The sequence below is a fragment of the Rhizobium sp. A22-96 genome, from assembly GCF_053521805.1.
Window position 1 is genome coordinate 579,537 of the sequence record NZ_JBNWDQ010000003.1, and the last position, 18,623, is coordinate 598,159.

An 18,623-nucleotide genomic window follows, 5' to 3' on the forward strand; every position below is an offset into this window, starting at 1 on the left:
GATGCCGACATCTGTATGGTCGTGACGGATCATGCCTTGTTGTTAAGATCGAATTGATCGCGAATTGATATGCGGGATGAAAGGGGAGCGCGACTTCCGCCTAAGGCGTTGGATATCATGGATTGCATCGGTTGCTGCGTTGCCGCATATTGACTGTACGCCCGGATTTTTTATCTATGACAACCAGAGATAATTATCGTGTGAACAGTTGATAGTGAAACTGGCCAGTTTGATACGACGCATTCTGTAGAAATATTGCCGAGAGATCATGACAGTTGAAATTATCGGACGCGCAAGCGTTGCACCTGGGGCCGGGTCGATCGAAGAGCTTCAGCTCGTCCTCAAGGAAGGGCGTTGTACTGTAAGCCGCATACCTGAGGGGCGCTGGGACTTGGCGCGCTTTTGGCATCCGGCTGTCGGCGTCCAGGGCAAGACCTATAGCTACGCCGCCGGCGTCATCGATAATATATATGGCTTCGATCCGGCGGTTTTCGGCCTTTCGCAGCGCGAAGCCATGCAGATGGATCCGCAACAGCGGATTCTTCTAAATGTCGTTTGGCGCGCCCTGGAAGATGCGAATTTGCCGATCGACGGCTTTGAGGGTCAGAAAGTCGGTGTCTATATCGGTGCTTCCTCTCTGGAGCACGGCAATCTGACACTCGAGGACCCAGCCTCCGGCAGCCCGTATTTTATGACGGGCAATACGCTGTCCATCGTTTCCAACCGTATCTCGCACATATTCGGGCTGCGCGGCCCGAGCATGACGATTGATACCGCTTGTTCCTCGTCGCTGGTTGCTTTGGACCAGGCGGTGCGGTCGCTGGAATGTGGTGAGATCGATACGGCCATTGTCGGTGGTATCAACATTCTGCTCCACCCAATGTCCTTTGTCGGCTTTGCACAGGCACGCATGCTATCGCCCGAGGGGCTCTGCCGCGCTTATGACGATAACGGCCGCGGCTATGTCCGCGCGGAAGGCGGCGCGGCGATCGTGCTGCGGCGGACCGATGTCGCCCTGCGTGAAAAGGATCGCAGCTACGCCAGAATTCATGCCGTCGGCGTCAATTCGTCCGGGCGTACCAACGGCATTTCCATGCCGTCACGCGAGGCACAGGCCGCCCTGCTGCGTTCGATCTATGAAGGCCAGAATATAGACGTCAATCGTATCGCCTTTATAGAGGGTCACGGGACGGGAACAAAGGTCGGCGACCCCGCCGAGATCTGGGCGATCGGTGAAGTCATAGGGCGCAATCGCCGAGCGCCGGTGCCGGTAGGTTCGATCAAGACCAATATCGGCCATACCGAGCCGGCATCCGGTCTTTTCGGTCTGCTGAAGGCGATGATCTCGCTGGAGAACAATTTCCTGCCGGCGTCGCTGCATTTCGACAAGCCAAACGAAAATATCGACTTCGAAGGATTGAACGTCCGGGTCAACACCTCTGCGATCGAACTTCTCCCTGCAAAGCAGGCGCGCTTCGCCGGGGTCAATTCCTTCGGATTCGGTGGCACGAACGCTCATGTCGTCATCAGCGATCCCGATCCGATCGCGCCGCCCGAACCTCAAATTCGCGGCGAAGGGATGGTGTTTGCCGTCAGCGCCCAGACCGCTTCGGCACTTTCGGCGCTGCTTGAAGATTATAGAAGACGTCTTGAAAATGCCGAGCCAAAGGAAGCTCGACAGATCGTCGTGTCCGCCGCAGCCAACCGTGAACCGATGCGTCACCGCTTCGCCGCGCGCGCCAAGGACAGCGCGGCTGTGCTTGCCGCAATCGATGCGCATCTTGCCGGAAAGAATTCGGTCGGCGAAGCCGGCGAGGCGCCGGCACAGGCCGCCAAGATCGCCTTTGTCTTTTCCGGCAACGGCTCGCAATGGGCAGGCATGGGCGCCGGCGCCTATCAGGAAAATCGCCATTTCCGTCAGTGCTTTCAGTCTTTCAGCGCACTTTTCGAATATTATCTGGGCGAAAAGCTCACGGATCTTCTGGTCGCTCCGGATCTTTCTGCGCGGCTGGCCGATACCAAGATTGCGCAACCTCTGTTGTTCGCGGTCCAGGCTTCGCTTTCGGATTGCTTGTGGGCCTTAGGCGTAAGGCCCGATGCCGTCCTCGGTCATTCCGTGGGCGAAATCGCTGCTGCCTATGCCGCCAAGGCGCTGACGGCTGCCGAAGCTGTCGCCATCGTCGCCAAACGCTCGCTGCATCAGGATCTTCTCGCTGGTGAAGGCAAGATGGCGGCCGTTGTTCTCAACGAAGACGCGGCGCTTGCCTTCGCGCGATCCAATGGCCTCGACAGCATCTGCATTGCCGCGATCAATGCCCCGAATTCGGTGACGATTTCCGGTCCGGTCAGCGAGATAGAAGCATTCAGGGACGCTGCGCGCAAAGCCCATATCGTCGCGCATGTCCTCGACATCAACTATCCTTTTCACCATCCGATCATCGATCGCGCCAAGGATGCGTTCCTTGCAGATCTGCCCGATGTGGCGCCGGATGACGGGGCAGGGACCTTCATCTCCACGGTGACGGGCGAACTGCGCGACGGACGTCTGCTGGATGCGCAATATTGGTGGCGTAATGTGCGCGACCCCGTGCTGTTCAAGGCCGGCTGCCAGGCTGCGATGGCGATGGGGTGCAATCTCTTCATCGAGATATCTCCACGCCCGATCCTGACCAATTACATAGCGGAAATTGCAAAGCAGGCCTCGATCCAGGTTATCGCCATACCGACCTTGCCGCGCGAGGCTGCGGTCGCCGGTCACGATCCGGTTTCGCAATCATTTGCGCGCGCGGTTGCCAATGGCGCGCCGGCGCTGCGGGCAAGGGGCAGCGCCGCGCGCAACGCATTCGTCAATCTGCCGCCGCTGCCATTCGAGTTGGTCGAATTGCGCACTCAACCGACCAGTGACGAGATCGATATTTTCGGCCGCGATCGCAAAAGCGCATACAGCTTGCTCGGTTGGCGAACCGACCCCAATGGTTCGAGCTGGAAAAACCATCTCGATGCCCAGCTGTATACCGACCTTGCGGAGCATGTGGTCGATGGTAAGGCAATCATGCCGGGCAGCGGTTTCATCGAGATCGCCGTCACCGCCGCGCAACAATATTATGGCGCGGATGAGGTTGAAATCGGCAATATCGAGATCGTCCGGCCGCTTGAGCTGCGCCAGGACCGCATGGTGGAATTGTCGACGATCCTCTCGCCTGAGACCGGAGATCTGGAGATCCGGTCACGCGAACGTCTTAGCCATGATGACTGGACCATCCACGCCGTCGCGCGCTGCCGCAAACCGCTTGAGTCCGAGAGCTTTGGCAACGGTTTCGAACCATCGAGCAAGGCGCGCAAATCCGTCCTGACCTCCGAGATGGCCTATGAAACGGCGGAGCGTTTCGGACTGCATTATGGTCCGGGCTTCCAACTGCTGTCGAAGGCTATCGCTTATGGTCATGACGCAATCGAAGTGGACCTGAAGCCGGCGGCCTCGCCTTCGAATCCCTTCGCGACCTATAATCTCAACCCCATGTCGGTCGATGCGGCTTTCCATGGACTTGTTGCTCTTTTCGACCAGCTTTCCGGGGACGAAACCGGCGCGCCCTATATCCCGGTTCACTTCGGCACCGTGCGGATTTTTGGCAAGGCAAGATCGGTCGTCAAGGCTCTCATCGAGATCGATCGGTTCAGCGCCAATTCGATCAAGGCGCGCTTCGGCCTGTTCGATGCGAGCGGCGAACGGGTCGCAGACCTCGACGATTGTCGCTTCCGCCGCACGCAGCTGCGCCGCCGTACAACGCTCGATTCCGTCGCGTTTCACTATGAAAGTATCCCGTCGAGCCTCTTCGCGCGCCGATCGAATGCAGATATGCGCCCGTCCGATGTCTCGGCCTTGCCAGGCGTGGGCGGGGATCATTCGCCCAACAATGCGACCCTGCTTCTTGACGCCGCGATTTACCGGGCATGCCATGATATCGCCCTCGCGGCTGCCGAGCGCCGCAGCACTGTTTCGTTTTCCGACCTCCCGGGTGATCCTGACTTCAGGCCTTTCCTGGTCAATTGCCTCTATATTCTCGAAGATGCCGGCATAGCCTCTGCAACGGGGAGCGAATGGAATATCCCGACGGAACCGACGCTGCCGCCGGTTGCGGAACTGCTGCAGGAAATTTATCGCGAGGATGCCGGCCGGGTCGCCGAGGCCGTTCTCGTCAACAATGCGTATCATGAGACACTCGAGCGTTTGGCGGCAATGCGACCGCACGCCCTGGGACAAGAGCCATCGGTATCCAGCCCGAATCTGCCTGGGGGCGCGACGCTGGAACATGTGCTCGTTCAATCCCCGCTGAGCGAAAGACGGCTTGAGATCCTGGCGGAGGCTCTTGCGGCTTCCATCGAAGCCAATCCGGGCGTCATCCGGCATATTGTCGAGATTGGCTCGGTATCGACGGCTTTCAGCCGCAGGCTGGCCGAAATTGCAACAGCGATAGGTTCCAGCCTCACCATTGCCGAGCCGCGCGAGCAGATGCGCCGTTCGCTCGAGATCGCTTTTGAACGCGACGCGAACGTCATCGTGACCGAGCCTGCCAAGCTGGCTGATCGCACCGTCGCGGATATTCTTGTTGCAACCGGCGACCAGAGCCGGCATCTGCTGCGGCATGATGATGGCACCCAGGCCATGGTCCGCGCCGTTGCGATCCGTGGCGGTCAGTTGCTGCTGGCCGATCGTGCGCCGAGCGCCTTCAATGATTTTGTTTTCGGCCTGTCGGAAGGATGGTTCGAGGATAGCCAGTCGCCGGAATTTCCGGTCGGACGACTCGGTACGAAGCAACAGGTCGAGGATCTGCTTGCCGCACTGGGCTTTGCCAAAGTCCAGCTGCGCGAACTGGCGTTTCCGGAAGGTACGTTGATTGCTGGGTCGGCCATCGCTGAGCCACAGTCGCAAGCGACCGACCGGGTGGAAATTTCGGAGCCGGTGTTGATCCTGTCCGAGCAGGGCAAGAAGGGCATGGGCGGCCTGAATGGACGAGCCGCCGTTGTCGACATCGGTTCATCGTCCGTCGATATCGCGGAAGTGTTGGAAGCATTCGACCGAAATTCGTGTGGGATCGTCTATATCGCCAATGCGAAGCGCGATCGCGACACGACCGAACTCTCGCTGTCTCGCCTTTCGATCTTCACCGAACTGGCAAATACACTATCGCGCAACAGCAACGGTGTGAGGAGCAAGCTGGTCATCGTTGCGCCGGGTGGCTCGCCATTGTCCAGCGGACCCGTCGATGTCGCCAATGCCGGCCTCTGGGCTTTCGCGCGCGTCCTTCAAAACGAATACGACGCTTTCGATGTGCACCTGGTGGATGTCGATGCGGAGGACAAGCGGGCATTCGCTGTCGTCGAGACCATATTGGCCGCAGAGACCGACAATAGGGAATGGGCACTGGATCGCTCGACTGGAGAAATTCGGGAGATCCGGGCGGCTGCCGGCCCCTTCGTCGCCAGCGAGACGAACCGGCATGACTTTGCCGCCGCCACCATCCGCCAGCACGCAAGCGGTCGCCTCGACAGCATGGCCTGGGAGGAAACAAAGCTTCCGGTGCCCGAGGAGAGTGAGGTCGTTGTCGCCGTTGAAGCCACCGGCCTCAATTTTCGCGATGTCATGTGGGCGATGGGCCTTCTGCCGGAAGAGGCATTGGAGGACGGTTTTGCTGGCGCCACGATCGGTATGGAATTTGCCGGGCGGGTTCTTGCCGTGGGAGATGCGGTCGGGGATCTGCAACCCGGCGAGAAGGTGATGGGTATCGGCCCCGCCGCCTTCTCCACGCATGTTCGCGTCCGCCGTGATGGCGTGACCAGGCTGCCGGAGAAAATGGAAACCGCTGCCGCAGCCACGGTGCCGGTTGCTTTCCTGACGGCCTATTACGCCATGGTCGAGCTTGGTCGCATCCAGCCGGGCGAAACCATCCTGATCCATGGAGCGGCCGGCGGCGTCGGCCTCGCAGCGCTTCAGATCGCAAAGCTGAAGGGCGCCAGGGTCATAGCCACCGCAGGCACGGTCGAAAAGCGCCGCTTCCTCGAGACGCTCGGGGCGGACCATGTGTTCGATTCCCGCTCGCTGGATTTCGTCACCGATGTTCGCCGGATAACGCGTGGCGAGGGTGTCGATCTCGTTCTCAACTCGCTGTTCTCCGAAGCGATGGAGCGCAGCATCGAACTGGTCAAACCGTTCGGGCGCTTCCTGGAGCTTGGCAAGCGCGACTATTATTCCGATCGCAAGATCGGCCTGCGGCCCTTCCGCCGTAATGTCAGCTATTTCGGCATCGATGCGGATCAACTGCTGGTCAATGTGCCCGACCTGACGCGGCGAATCTTCGCGGAAATCGGTCAGCTCTTCGCGGACGAAAAACTGACGCCCCTGCCATATCGTGCCTTCGGCTATGATGAGATCGGCAACGCCTTCAGGTTGATGCAGAATGCCGGCCATATCGGCAAGATCGTCGTGCGGCCACCCGTTGTCGGAAGCGATGCTGTCTTGCCCGCACCGGCGAAATCCCTTCGGTTTGACGCCAGGGGCACTTTCCTCGTGGTTGGCGGTATTGGCGGTTTCGGACTTGCCGCCGCCGATTGGCTTGTCTCCAAGGGTGCGCGCCGTATCGCGCTGTGTTCTCGCCGCGGCATAGCCGACGCTGAAACGAAGAAGGCCATGGGCGATTGGGCGAAGCGGGGCGTTGTGACGACGCTGCACGCCTGTGATATCGCCGATGAAAAGGCAGCCGGGGCGCTGCTCTCCTCGCTTCGAGCCGAAGGCGGGCTGAAGGGCGTCATTCACGCCGCCATGGTTCTGGATGATGCGCTCCTTGCCAATTTAACGCCGGAACGCAATCGACCCGTCCTCGAGGTCAAGATACGCGGTGCCGAGATCCTCGATCGTTTGACGCAAAAGGATCAGCTTGAGCTGTTCCTGCTGTTCTCGTCGGCCACGACCATGCTCGGCAATCCCGGGCAGGCGAATTATGTGGTCGCAAATGGCTATCTGGAAGGCTTGGCGCGTGCGCGGCGCGCAGCCGGCAAGCCTGCCCTGGCCGTCGGTTTTGGTGCCATTGCGGACAAGGGCTTCCTCGCCCGTCATGGCGAAGTCAACGAACTGCTGTCCAAGCGCATCGGCAAGACCGCCCTCAAAGCCCGCGATGCATTGGAGCAGGTCGAACGCTATATCCTGGCAGACAAGGGGACCGTAGACGCCGCCGCCGTCATGATTGGCGAAATCGATTGGAATGCCGTTCGCCTGTTGCCGATCGCAAGCCGGTCGCTGTTTGAACCGCTGATGCGCCATGCCGGCAGCCACCAGTCGCTGAACGAAGGCGGTATCATCGATCTCAGGGAACTGATCAAGGGCAAGTCGGAAGAAGAGGCGCAGGCAACACTTCACGCGCTCGTCGCATCCGAGATTGCTGCGATCCTACGCGTGACCGAAGACACGGTGACACCGGACAAGGTGTTGAAGGATATCGGCCTCGATAGCCTGATGGCCATGGAACTCGGCTTGAGCTTTCAGCAGAAGACGGGCTTCGATATACCCTTGAGCGGCGTAGGTGAGGGCACTACCGTCAGTGACGTGGTCAGCCGCTTGCGTGACCGCGTCATGAATCGCGGTGGCGACGAAGCGGATAGCGCTTCGGCGAGCGAAGATCAGGTGGTCGAACGTCTGGCCCGCAGCCACACTGCGGAGCAGGAAAAAAGGGTCGCCAAGTAATGACGCAAGATGCCAATGATGGCAGCCCGGCGGAGCAGAAGAAAAGCAATCTGCTGGAACAGATGCGCCGCGTCGGTGAATCTTCTGGGCGCAATCGTGCCGAACGCCTGAACCGGCAGTCTCTGCCTCAGCAACGTCAGGCGATCCGCTTTGAAGATCTGCCGGAATACAAGCGCGTTGCGACGCAACGGATAGCCGGCGAGATGCTTGGCGTCGCCAATCCCTTTTATCGTTCGCACGATATTGCTGCCGGCGCGACGACACGCATCGGCGGGCGCGACTTCGTCAACTTCGCTTCCTATGACTATCTGGGCACAAATACGGACCCGCATGTCGCGGCGAGCGCCAAGGAGGCCATCGATCGCTTCGGAATTTCCGCCTCCGCCAGTCGTCTGGTTGCCGGCGAACGGCCTGGGCATGTGGAGCTGGAGCAGAAACTTGCCGGCGTTTACGGGGTCGACGCCGCGGTTTGCTTCGTCAGCGGCTATCTGACCAATGTGGCGGCGATCGCCTGCCTCATGGGGCCGCAGGATCTGGTGATCCACGACGAGTTCATCCACAACAGCGCATTGGCTGGCATCAAGCTTTCAGGCGCCGTACGTCGGCTGTTCAAACACAATGATGTCGAGAATCTCGAGAGCACCCTGAAGACGCTGTCATCGGATTTCCGGCGCATCCTTGTAATCGTCGAAGGCATATATTCGATGGATGGCGACGTGGCCGACTTGCCGGCTCTGCTGGAATTGAAGGCGCGTTATGGTTTCTGGCTGATGGTCGACGAAGCCCATGCGCTCGGCATCCTCGGGAAAACAGGCCGTGGAACCTTTGAGCATTTCGGGCTTGATCCGCGCGACGTCGATATCTGGATGGGTACCCTGTCGAAGACGACTTCGAGCTGTGGCGGTTACATCGCCGGCAACAACGCGCTTGTCGATATCTTGAAGGCGGAAGCGGGCGGCTTTGTCTACAGCGTCGGTCTGTCACCTGTCCTTGCCGCCGCGGCAATTGCAGCGCTTAATGTCCTTCAATCCGGGTCAGAGCGAACCGAGCGCCTGAGGCGCAACGGTCACCTGTTTCTCGAATGCGCCAAGGCGGCGGGCCTCGATACCGGCCTCAGCGTCGGTCATTCGGTCGTGCCTGTCATTGTCGGCGATTCGCTTCGTGCGGCGCAGCTTTCGAACGATCTGTTGGCGGAAGGCATCAATGTGCTGCCCATCATCCATCCGGCCGTGCCGGAGGGCATGGCACGCCTCCGCTTCTTCATCACCTGCGATCACACGGAGGAGCAGATCCGCCGTGCGGTTGCGTTGACCGCGGCGAAGCTCAAGAGTTTGCAGGACAGGAATTTCGGCCTGGCATCGCTTGATATGGATAAGATGATGCAGTTGCTGCCGACAATCCAGACATCGAGCGGCAGGCCGTAACATCCGGGTGGGGGTTCATGCACGTTATCGTCACCGGAGGCTCCAGCGGAATTGGTTTGGCGATCGCGACGCTTTATGCGAGCCGTGGCGATCGTGTATCTCTTCTTGCCCGTCATCCAGGACGATTGGAGCAGGCGCAAGCCCAGATCGCCGCGCTCCCGGGAATCGATAGCTCCCGCATTCAAATCGCATCGGTCGACGTGGCCTCCGCCGCACAGGTCTCGTCAGCGATTGAGAGCTGTGAAGCATCGTTCGGGCCATGCGATATTCTGATCGCGTCCGCCGGCATTGTCGAACCCCGGACATTCGACGCCATGCCGGCATCTGTCTTCGATGAACAGATTTCGATCAATCTGCTTGGAACTGCAAATGTGGTGCGCGCGGTCTACAAGGGTATGAAGAGCCGCCGTGACGGCAAGATCATGATGATCTCGTCCGGTGCCGCCTTGATCGGTATTTTCGGTTATACCGCCTATTGTGCGTCCAAATCCGCATTGGGCGGCTTCGCAGAGGCGTTGAGCGCCGAGGCAGCGGCTTACGGCATCCGCGTTTCAATCTGCTTCCCGCCCGATACGCAGACGCCGCAATATCGGCGCGAACTCTTGATGCGGCCGCCTGAAGCGGCGGCCCTCATGGGCTCGGTCAAGCCGTGGAGTGCGGAGGCGGTGGCGGCAAAGATCGTTGGCGGGATCGATCGGGGCAGGGCGAAGATCCACTTTGGGTTTTCGTTGACCATGCTCGCTTATTTGGGGCCTCTGATAAAGCCATCACTGATATGGTGGGTCTCGCGAAAAACGCGAAAAAACATTGGGAAAGAGACAAGCGAAAGTCTTGCCGAAAGTTCGGATCGACGATTTGATCATGGTAAGTAATACAAAGCAGTTGTCGCTGTTGCGCTTCCTGCGAAACATCGGCAGGAGAAGGTGAGTCAGGGAGTTGGCTGCCCGTTCCCGGCGGGCGAAGAAAACGCTGTCACGGACAGCGAATAATGGGTGGCGTAGTTTTGAAGCTTCATGATTTTCCGGTTCTCTTGACGCTTGCAGGCTTCGCGTTTTCCTGCGTCGTGGTGTTCCTGACCGATACCTTCGCGATGCCAGCAGCCATCAATGCGCAGAATCGTATAGAGAGAAGCTGGTGGCGCACAATTTGCGACTGGGCAGTCAGAATCCCTGTGATCCTGCTGATCTATGCCGCCTTCTTCGCAATTTCCTGGCGCCCCATCTACAGCACGCAGGCCGTCATCAGCTTCTTTGTCATCTTCACTGGCATTTCGCGCGCCAAGTTTGAATTCATCCGGGAACCCCTGGTGTTCTCTGACATCGCTCTCGTTGTCGACGTCTTCAAGTACAAGGAAATTTTCTACGCGACCTCGCTGAATATCGTCTTCTGGGTGATCGCCTTCGCTTACGTGTTCGGCCTAAGCGGCCTCTACATGTATTGGGAACCATCTGTTCTGCCGGCGCACAATGATTTCTTTTGGGTGCTGGTGATGTTGGCCGTCGCCTTCGCGCCGTGGCTTGCTCTGTTCAGCAGGATAGTCAGCGAACCGGTATGCCGTTTCACGCAGAGGTATCTCGGCAAGGTCGACGTCAAAGTGGATACGGTGCGATTCGGCACCTTCGCCTCGGTGGTCTTTCATTTCGTCATCTGGGTTGGCGTCAGACGCGAGGCGATCGTCGCGGAGCTGTCGGGGCGCTTTATCTCGGCATTGCAGGAGCTTTGGGAGCAGGGCGACGACGAGCCGCTCATCGTCATCTGGCAATCCGAGTCCTTCATCGATCTCCGGCATTTCGGCGTCGAGAACGTCAAGCTCCCCAATCTCGACCGTTTGCGCGATCAAGCCGCTCAGTGGGGCCGGATGACCAGTGTTTTCGAAGGGGGCTACACGCTGCGCACCGAATTTGCGGTGCTGAGCGGGCTGTTACCCGAAAATGTGCATATCGATGCGAGCTATCCCTATTTGCGCGCCAGCCATTACAAGGATGTCGTCTGGCCCGCGCGGCTCAAGAAGGCGGGATGGAAGACGCAGTTCATTCACCCCTATGACAAGACCTTCTTCCTGCGCCACAAGGCTTTGCCCCAGCTCGGCTTCGACCGGATGATGATGCTGGATGAATTCGATCACAATCCAGAGCGGGACGGTCCCTATGTCAGCGACCTCACGCTGACGAAAAGCGTGATTCGCGCGATCGACGAAGATGGTCCGAACAAGAATTTCGTCTTTGTCGCCTCCATGGCGAATCACGGCCCGTGGGAGCCCGGTCGCTGCGGCGATCTGGTCAATCCGGTGGATATTTACGGTGAGCTCTTGATGCGCGCCGATCATGCGCTCGGCAATCTCGCCCATCATCTCGACAGGCTGGATCGCCCGGTCTGGCTCTTGTTTTACGGCGATCATGCGCCGTTGCTCAAGGCCTTCGCCGATCCGTTCCCCGATCCGCGCACCGATTATGTCATCGTGCCGCTGGGGAGGGCTCGCGCCCATTCGCAAAAGCCGACGCCGCAGCAGGAAGAGGCGCCCTGGAATCTCATCGGCACCATGCTGCGTTATGCGGGGTTGAGCACTGAGGTTTCGGAGTGATGACAGAGGGGAAAGGGGAGGGAGACGGTTCTCCCCGCGTGTTCCTCTTCCTTCAGGGGCCATCCTCGCCCTTGTTCGTAGATACCGCCAGAGCGCTGCGGGCAGCTGGCGGCCGATGCCTCCGCATCAACCTGAATGCCGGAGACTGGATCTCCTGGCGGAAAGATGGTGTTCTCAATTATCGGGGCAATTTCACCGATTGGCGTGACTACGTCAGGCATCGATTCGAGACCGAGAATGTCACGGATCTGATTCTGCATGGCGAGGAGCGTCCCTATCATCGCGTCGCCATCGAAGAGGCGCACCGGCTGGGCGTCTGTGTCAGCGTCGTGGAGATGGGATATTTGCGGCCGGACTGGGTGACGCTCGAGCGTGATGGGCTGTCTTCCAACTCACATTTTCCGGCGGATCCGGCCTATATCATCCAGGCGGCTGCAAATCTGCCGGAGCCGGACTGGACGCCGTGTTTCAGCCAGACTTTCCTCGCCGAAGCGCTCTATGACCTGCTCTATTATCTGCCGACGGTTTTTCTCTGGTTCCTCTATCCCGGCTACCGGCGGCATGGGCTTTATCATCCGCTGATGGAATATGCCGGTTGGCTTCGCAAACTTCCCTTTGGCGGAAGGCGGTCACGCGAGGCGGGGAGAGTGATCGAGAGGATGATCGGCGATGGGCGGCGATTCTTTGTCTACCCCTTGCAGCTCCAGACGGATTATCAGCTGCGTTCGCACTCCCCCTTTCATCGACAAGAGGATGCCATAAGGCTGATTCTGCGATCCTTTGCCGCGAATGCGGCCCACGAGACGCATCTCGTCGTCAAATTGCACCCGCTCGATTGTGGGCTCGTCGATTGGAGGGCCTATATTGCCCGCCTCAGTGCCTCCCTGGGCCTGCCAGACCGTGTTCATGTCATCGATGGCGGAAGCCTGGATAGATTGATTGCTGCAAGCGGGGGGATGGTGACGGTCAATTCCACCGCGGCACTTTCGGCTCTACAGGCCGGCAAGCCGGTGAAAACTCTGGGCGTCGCGGTCTATGATATGGAAGGGCTTACCGACCAGCAGCCCTTGTATCGATTCTGGCAGGACCCGGTGCTGCCGTCGGCCGAGCTTCGCGGCGCATTTTTGCGGCTGCTTGCTTCGAGCGTGCAGCTACGCGGCAATTTCTGCTCTAGAGCAGGTGCAGACGCCGCGGCCAAGCAGATTGCCGAAAGATTGCTGTCACGAACGGTCAACCTGCCCGGCGCCTTCATCGATCCCCTGCCTCGGCAAAAGCCGGCAAAGATCGATGTTCCATAGCCGCCCGATACGACGCATCTCGATATGAGCGCTGCAAAGGGAATCAGCGGCTCATTTTTGGGAGTGTCAGGCAACCCGATGACCGTGAAATTGACATTGCGGCTGCATATATGTGGAATTGTACCGAACCTGATGCGCCGATTCGACGTTGGGATAGACAACACATCACTGTTTGCGGGGAGCAAACGTCATGGATGGCGGTAAGATGGAAAGATTTATGCTGAAAGAGCTGCTGATGATCATAGCGGCTCTCGTGCTCGTTTCCGTGGTGCTGCTGGGGATCGTCATAACCGGCAACTATTGAGCAGCTGCCGCAATCGCCAGACGTCTTCCACATCCAGCGCTAAACCGGTGCTGATCAGCAAGTATTCTTAATCAGGATAGTTTTGGGAATGGTGGGCGATGAGAGACTCGAACTCCCGACATCCTCGGTGTAAACGAGGCGCTCTACCAACTGAGCTAATCGCCCTTCTGCAAACCGGGATATTCGCCCGCCGCATTCGGTGGCCGTGATCTATGCGGAACGACGAAAAACCGCAAGAGTGTTTGTGAAGTTTTTTTGATTTTTTTGATCTTTGAACAGTTTCGACCGCCACTATCCCCATGCGCAGATCCGAGGGCAGGGCGATTTTCACAGCGCATGTAAGGCTCTGATGAAATGCGCAAGGCGGGAGGCTGCTATGTCAAATCGGAAGGGCGGAAATTGGGCTCGAGCTTGTCCAAAACAATTTTCGCTCTGTCATCGATTTGTATTCAAACCTGCTTGACACCCAAACGCGAACCCCGTAGTTAGCCGCTCATCGAACGGCGAGGCCGCTTTGATGGGTGCGAAAGCGTCCAGAATGCTTGAAATGAAATGCGGGTGTAGCTCAGTTGGTTAGAGTGCCGGCCTGTCACGCCGGAGGTCGCGGGTTCGAGCCCCGTCACTCGCGCCATTTCAAGGCAAATCTGGACTTGGTACTCGGCTGAAAGGCCAAACAATGCGCGGGTGTAGCTCAGTCGGTTAGAGTGCCGGCCTGTCACGCCGGAGGTCGCGGGTTCGAGCCCCGTCACTCGCGCCATTCTTTCCCAAGCCATTACAATCAATCATCAATTTATTGCGATTGCGAAAGGCCCTTTTCGCGTTTGCGCCAATTTGTCGCGATGCCGTCGCAACATATTGATATCTACCGCTCGACAGTACTCCAAACGACCGATTCAAAAGGCTTGCGCCCGCGCTCCGGCTGCGCTAACCACGGCTTTGTTGCAACACTCTTTCGCTTGCTTGGGCATTTGCTCAGATGCGCCGCCCCGGCGCTGATCGCAGGCAGGGATGGACATGATGACTGGACTGCTCAGTTCCTATATTCCGATAGCGATTTTCATTGGTATTGCCTTGGTGATTGGCCTGGCGTTGTTGATCACGCCGTTTGCCGTCGCTTTCAAGGCGCCTGATTCCGAAAAGCTTTCGGCCTATGAATGCGGCTTCAACGCATTCGATGACGCCCGCATGAAGTTCGATATCCGCTTCTACCTGGTATCGATTCTCTTCATCATCTTCGACCTGGAAGTCGCCTTCCTCTTCCCCTGGGCCGTATCCTTCGGTGCGATCGGCTGGTTCGGGTTCTGGTCGATGATGGTGTTCCTCGCGGTGCTGACCATCGGCTTTATCTATGAATGGAAGAAGGGAGCCCTGGAATGGGAGTAGCCCCAAGCAACACGCCGCTCGTGGCGCCGCAGCCGAAGGGGATCATCGATCCTGCAACCGGCCGGCCCGTTGGCAGCAACGATCCGTTCTTCGGCGAGATCAACAATGAGCTCGCCGACAAGGGCTTTCTGGTCACCTCGACCGACGAGCTGATCAACTGGGCCCGTACCGGTTCGTTGATGTGGATGACTTTCGGTCTCGCATGCTGCGCCGTCGAGATGATGCAGGTTTCGATGCCGCGTTACGACGTCGAGCGTTTCGGTTTCGCGCCGCGCGCTTCGCCGCGTCAGTCCGACGTTATGATCGTCGCCGGTACGCTGACCAACAAGATGGCTCCTGCGCTCCGCAAGGTCTACGACCAGATGCCTGAGCCGCGTTACGTCATCTCGATGGGATCCTGTGCCAACGGCGGCGGCTACTACCATTATTCCTATTCGGTTGTGCGTGGATGCGATCGCATCGTGCCGATCGACATTTACATACCGGGCTGTCCTCCCACGGCAGAGGCGCTGCTTTACGGCGTGCTCCTGCTGCAGAAGAAGATCCGGCGCACCGGCACGATCGAACGGTAAGGCAGGGGACAAGGCATTATGAGTGAAGCCCTGAACGAACTCGCCGCTTACCTCACGGAAGTTCGCAGCGCCTTGATCTCGTCGAGCGAGATCAAGTACGGCGAGCTGAACGTGACGACGACGGCCGAAAACGTTATCGGACTGCTGACCTTCCTGCGTGACGATGCCAAGTGCGGCTTCGTCAACATGACGGATATCTGCGGTGTCGACTGGCCGCAGCGTGCTGACCGTTTCGATGTTGTCTATCATCTGCTGTCGCCGAAGAAGAACCTGCGCATTCGCGTCAAGGTTCCCGTCGGCGAGGATCAGCCTGTGCCGTCGGCCTGTGGCATCTATCCCGGCGCTGATTGGTTCGAGCGCGAAACCTGGGACATGTACGGTGTTCTCTTCACCGGCCATCCGGATCTGCGCCGCATCCTGACCGACTACGGTTTCGAAGGCCATCCGCTCCGCAAGGATTTCCCGACCACCGGTTTCGTGGAAGTTCGCTATGACGACGCTGCCAAGCGCGTTGTCTACGAGCCTGTGGAACTGAAGCAGGAATTCCGCAACTTCGACTTTCTGTCTCCCTGGGAAGGCACGGACTACGTGCTGCCGGGTGACGAAAAGGCGAAAGCATAATTTGAAGGTGTGTGGCGGGCTTCGGCCTGCCATTCTCTGAATATCTGACAACGCGAGCATCGCCGCCATGACAGAACATAACGTTCGCAACTTCAACATCAATTTCGGCCCGCAGCATCCGGCCGCGCACGGCGTTTTGCGTCTTGTCCTCGAATTGGACGGCGAAATTGTGGAGCGCGTCGATCCGCATATCGGCCTGCTGCATCGCGGCACGGAAAAGCTGATCGAGACCAAGACCTATCTGCAGGCAGTTCCTTATTTCGACCGCCTCGACTACGTCGCGCCGATGAACCAGGAGCATGCCTATGCGCTGGCCGTCGAGAAGCTGCTCGGTATCGATATCCCGATCCGCGGCCAGTTGATCCGTGTGCTCTATTCGGAAATCGGCCGTATCCTGTCGCATCTCCTGAACGTCACCACGCAGGCCATGGACGTCGGCGCGCTGACGCCGCCGCTCTGGGGCTTCGAAGAGCGCGAAAAGCTGATGGTGTTCTATGAGCGTGCCTCCGGCTCGCGCATGCATGCCGCTTACGTGCGTCCAGGCGGTGTTCACCAGGATCTTCCGGAAAAGCTCGTTCAGGATATCGGCGATTGGTGCGATCCCTTCCTGAAGGCGCTCGACGATATCGACGATCTTTTGACCGGCAACCGTATTTTCAAACAGCGTAACGTCGATATCGGCGTCGTTTCGCTCGAAGACTGTTGGGCCTGGGGCTTCTCCGGCGTCATGGTTCGTGGCTCGGGTGCCGCATGGGACCTGCGCAAGTCGCAGCCCTACGAATGCTATTCCGATCTCGAGTTCGACATTCCGATCGGCAAGAACGGCGACTGCTACGACCGTTACCTCATCCGTATGATTGAAATGCGTGAGTCCGTCCGCATCATGAAGCAGTGCGTCAACCGCCTGCTCGGCGATGCGAAGACCGGACCGGTCTCGTCGCTTGATGGTAAGGTCGTACCGCCGAAGCGTGGCGAAATGAAGCGCTCGATGGAAGCCTTGATCCACCATTTCAAGCTTTACACCGAAGGCTATCACGTGCCGGCCGGCGAAGTTTACGCAGCCGTCGAAGCGCCGAAGGGCGAGTTCGGCGTCTACCTTGTCTCCGACGGCACCAACAAGCCTTACCGCTGCAAGATCCGTGCGCCGGGCTATGCGCATTTGCAGGCCATGGATTTCATGTGCCGCGGCCATCAGCTCGCCGACGTTGCTGCAGTTCTCGGTTCGCTCGACATCGTCTTCGGTGAGGTGGATCGTTGATGCGAGCCTGGCAGGTTGTCATTCCCGCGCTTCTGGTCGCCTGCGGTGCTTCGGCACAGCAAGTGGGCAAGACGCAGAACCTGCCAAACATGAAAATGCAGGGTTCGAACACAACAGGCTCGAATGCTGCAAAGGGTGAAAGCACAGTCTCGCCGGATGGGGATTCGACCGTGGCCGATCTCCTGTCTCGCGGTTATCAAATCAAGGCCGCTGTGCCAAACGGTGGCAAGTTCGTTGTGTTTATGCAGAAAGACCAGTCGGCCTACGCCTGCGAATTTTCGTCTCTGACGAATACGCGGTGTGGGTCCTTAAACTGAGATAAGGCGTGAAAGATGTCCGTTCGTCGACTAGCCGAAGATCAATTCCAGCCTGCCGCCTTCGCTTTCAGCGATGAGAATGCGGTTTGGGCGGAAAAGACGATCAAGAAATACCCCGAGGGTCGCCAGCAGTCCGCCATCATTCCATTGATGATGCGCGCGCAGGAGCAGGATGGCTGGGTCACCAGGGCGGCTATCGAAACGATAGCCGACATGCTGGATATGGCCCATATCCGCGCGCTCGAAGTCGCGACCTTCTACACGCAGTTCCAGCTGCATCCGGTCGGCACGCGCGCCCATGTTCAGGTTTGCGGCACGACGCCCTGCATGCTGCGCGGCGCGGAAGGGCTGATCAAGGTCTGCAAGAGCAAGATCAATGCACACGCCTTCGATCGCAATGCCGACGGCACGCTGTCCTGGGAAGAAGTTGAATGTCAGGGCGCCTGCGTCAACGCACCGATGGTGGTGATCGGCAAGGATACCTACGAGGATCTGACGCCGACACGTCTCGAAGAGATCATCGACGCGTTCGCGGCAGGCAAGGGCGGCGAAGTTCCGACAGGCCCGCAGATCGATCGCGTGTTCTCCGCGCCGGAAGGCGGATTGACGTCGTTGACATCAGAAGAACCGAAGGCAAAGAGCACGCCGGCCAAGGCCAAGGCTGACGCCGTTTCGGTTCCGCCATCTGAAGCGGCACGCGTAAAGAGCACGGACGCCGAAACCAACCAGAGCCTGAAGACACCTGCGACTGCGCCGGCCGAAGCGGCGAAGAATGCCAAGTCTGCGGAAGCGCAGCCGGTGGCAGGGGAGAAGACCGAGACGACGCAGAAGCCGTCACTGACGGACAAGAACCGTCCCGCCGGCATCGAGAAGCCCGCGCAGCCGGACGATATCCAGCTCATTTCCGGCGTTGGTCCGAAGATCGAGTCAATCCTGCACGAGTTGGGCATCTTCACCTTCGCGCAGATTGCGAGCTGGAAGAAGGCCGAGCGCGAATGGGTCGATGGCTATCTGAATTTCAAGGGTCGGATCGAACGCGACGATTGGATCAAGCAGGCCAAGGCACTCGCTAAGGGTGGCGAAGCAGAATATATCAAGGTCTTCGGCAAGAAGCCGCGGTAAGAGGTGAA

Annotated in this window: 11 protein-coding genes and 3 tRNA genes; 13 read left to right on the forward strand and 1 reads right to left on the reverse strand. The window is 58.8% G+C overall.

What is annotated here, in order from left to right; all coding sequences use genetic code 11:
• Positions 1-268: 268 nt before the first annotated feature.
• The 5 genes from ACQZ6F_RS15590 to ACQZ6F_RS15610 all read left to right on the forward strand — a co-directional run bounded on the left by ACQZ6F_RS15590 (position 269) and on the right by ACQZ6F_RS15610 (position 13,038).
• On the forward strand, positions 269-7,735 hold the full coding sequence (locus ACQZ6F_RS15590; RefSeq protein WP_449093436.1) for a type I polyketide synthase: 7,467 nt from the start codon (positions 269-271) through the stop codon (positions 7,733-7,735).
• On the forward strand, positions 7,735-9,159 hold the full coding sequence (locus tag ACQZ6F_RS15595) for an aminotransferase class I/II-fold pyridoxal phosphate-dependent enzyme (RefSeq protein ID WP_449093435.1): 1,425 nt from the start codon (positions 7,735-7,737) through the stop codon (positions 9,157-9,159). The genes ACQZ6F_RS15590 and ACQZ6F_RS15595 overlap by 1 nt, the downstream gene beginning before the upstream one ends.
• A 17-nt stretch (positions 9,160-9,176) precedes the next feature.
• Positions 9,177-10,031, forward strand: coding sequence for an SDR family oxidoreductase (locus ACQZ6F_RS15600; RefSeq protein WP_449093434.1), 855 nt, complete (start codon positions 9,177-9,179; stop codon positions 10,029-10,031).
• 116 nt (positions 10,032-10,147) lie between these two features.
• The gene (locus ACQZ6F_RS15605; RefSeq protein WP_449093433.1) at positions 10,148-11,740 is read left to right on the forward strand and encodes an LTA synthase family protein; all 1,593 of its coding nucleotides are present in this window, start codon (positions 10,148-10,150) and stop codon (positions 11,738-11,740) included.
• Positions 11,740-13,038 (forward strand): capsule biosynthesis protein, encoded by a 1,299-nt coding sequence (locus tag ACQZ6F_RS15610; protein ID WP_449093432.1) that lies wholly within the window; start codon positions 11,740-11,742, stop codon positions 13,036-13,038. Before ACQZ6F_RS15605 ends, ACQZ6F_RS15610 begins: the two co-directional genes overlap by 1 nt.
• 393 nt (positions 13,039-13,431) lie before the next feature.
• On the opposite strand, the gene ACQZ6F_RS15615 is transcribed toward ACQZ6F_RS15610, so the two are convergent.
• Positions 13,432-13,507 (reverse strand) — tRNA-Val (locus tag ACQZ6F_RS15615).
• Between the two features lie 389 nt (positions 13,508-13,896).
• Here ACQZ6F_RS15615 and ACQZ6F_RS15620 point away from each other — a divergent pair.
• The 8 genes from ACQZ6F_RS15620 (at position 13,897) to nuoE (ending at position 18,615) form a co-directional block, all read left to right on the forward strand.
• Positions 13,897-13,973, forward strand: a tRNA-Asp gene (locus ACQZ6F_RS15620).
• A gap of 49 nt (positions 13,974-14,022) precedes the next feature.
• A tRNA-Asp gene (locus ACQZ6F_RS15625) sits at positions 14,023-14,099 on the forward strand.
• 260 nt (positions 14,100-14,359) lie between these two features.
• Positions 14,360-14,725 carry an NADH-quinone oxidoreductase subunit A gene (locus tag ACQZ6F_RS15630; RefSeq protein ID WP_034489570.1) on the forward strand — a complete coding sequence of 122 codons (366 nt, stop codon included), beginning with the start codon at positions 14,360-14,362 and terminating at the stop codon, positions 14,723-14,725.
• Positions 14,716-15,297, forward strand: coding sequence for a NuoB/complex I 20 kDa subunit family protein (locus tag ACQZ6F_RS15635; protein WP_077470122.1), 582 nt, complete (start codon positions 14,716-14,718; stop codon positions 15,295-15,297). Before ACQZ6F_RS15630 ends, ACQZ6F_RS15635 begins: the two co-directional genes overlap by 10 nt.
• Positions 15,298-15,315: 18 nt before the next feature.
• Complete coding sequence (locus ACQZ6F_RS15640) at positions 15,316-15,918, forward strand: NADH-quinone oxidoreductase subunit C (protein WP_077470123.1); 603 nt, start codon at positions 15,316-15,318, stop codon at positions 15,916-15,918.
• Positions 15,919-15,985: 67 nt separating this feature from the next.
• Complete coding sequence (locus tag ACQZ6F_RS15645) at positions 15,986-17,176, forward strand: NADH-quinone oxidoreductase subunit D (protein WP_449093431.1); 1,191 nt, start codon at positions 15,986-15,988, stop codon at positions 17,174-17,176.
• The gene (locus ACQZ6F_RS15650; RefSeq protein ID WP_449093430.1) at positions 17,176-17,493 is read left to right on the forward strand and encodes a hypothetical protein; all 318 of its coding nucleotides are present in this window, start codon (positions 17,176-17,178) and stop codon (positions 17,491-17,493) included. Before ACQZ6F_RS15645 ends, ACQZ6F_RS15650 begins: the two co-directional genes overlap by 1 nt.
• Positions 17,494-17,508: 15 nt before the next feature.
• Entirely contained in the window at positions 17,509-18,615 is a 1,107-nt protein-coding gene (nuoE, locus tag ACQZ6F_RS15655; RefSeq protein WP_449093429.1) for an NADH-quinone oxidoreductase subunit NuoE, read from the forward strand.
• Positions 18,616-18,623 lie beyond the last annotated feature (8 nt).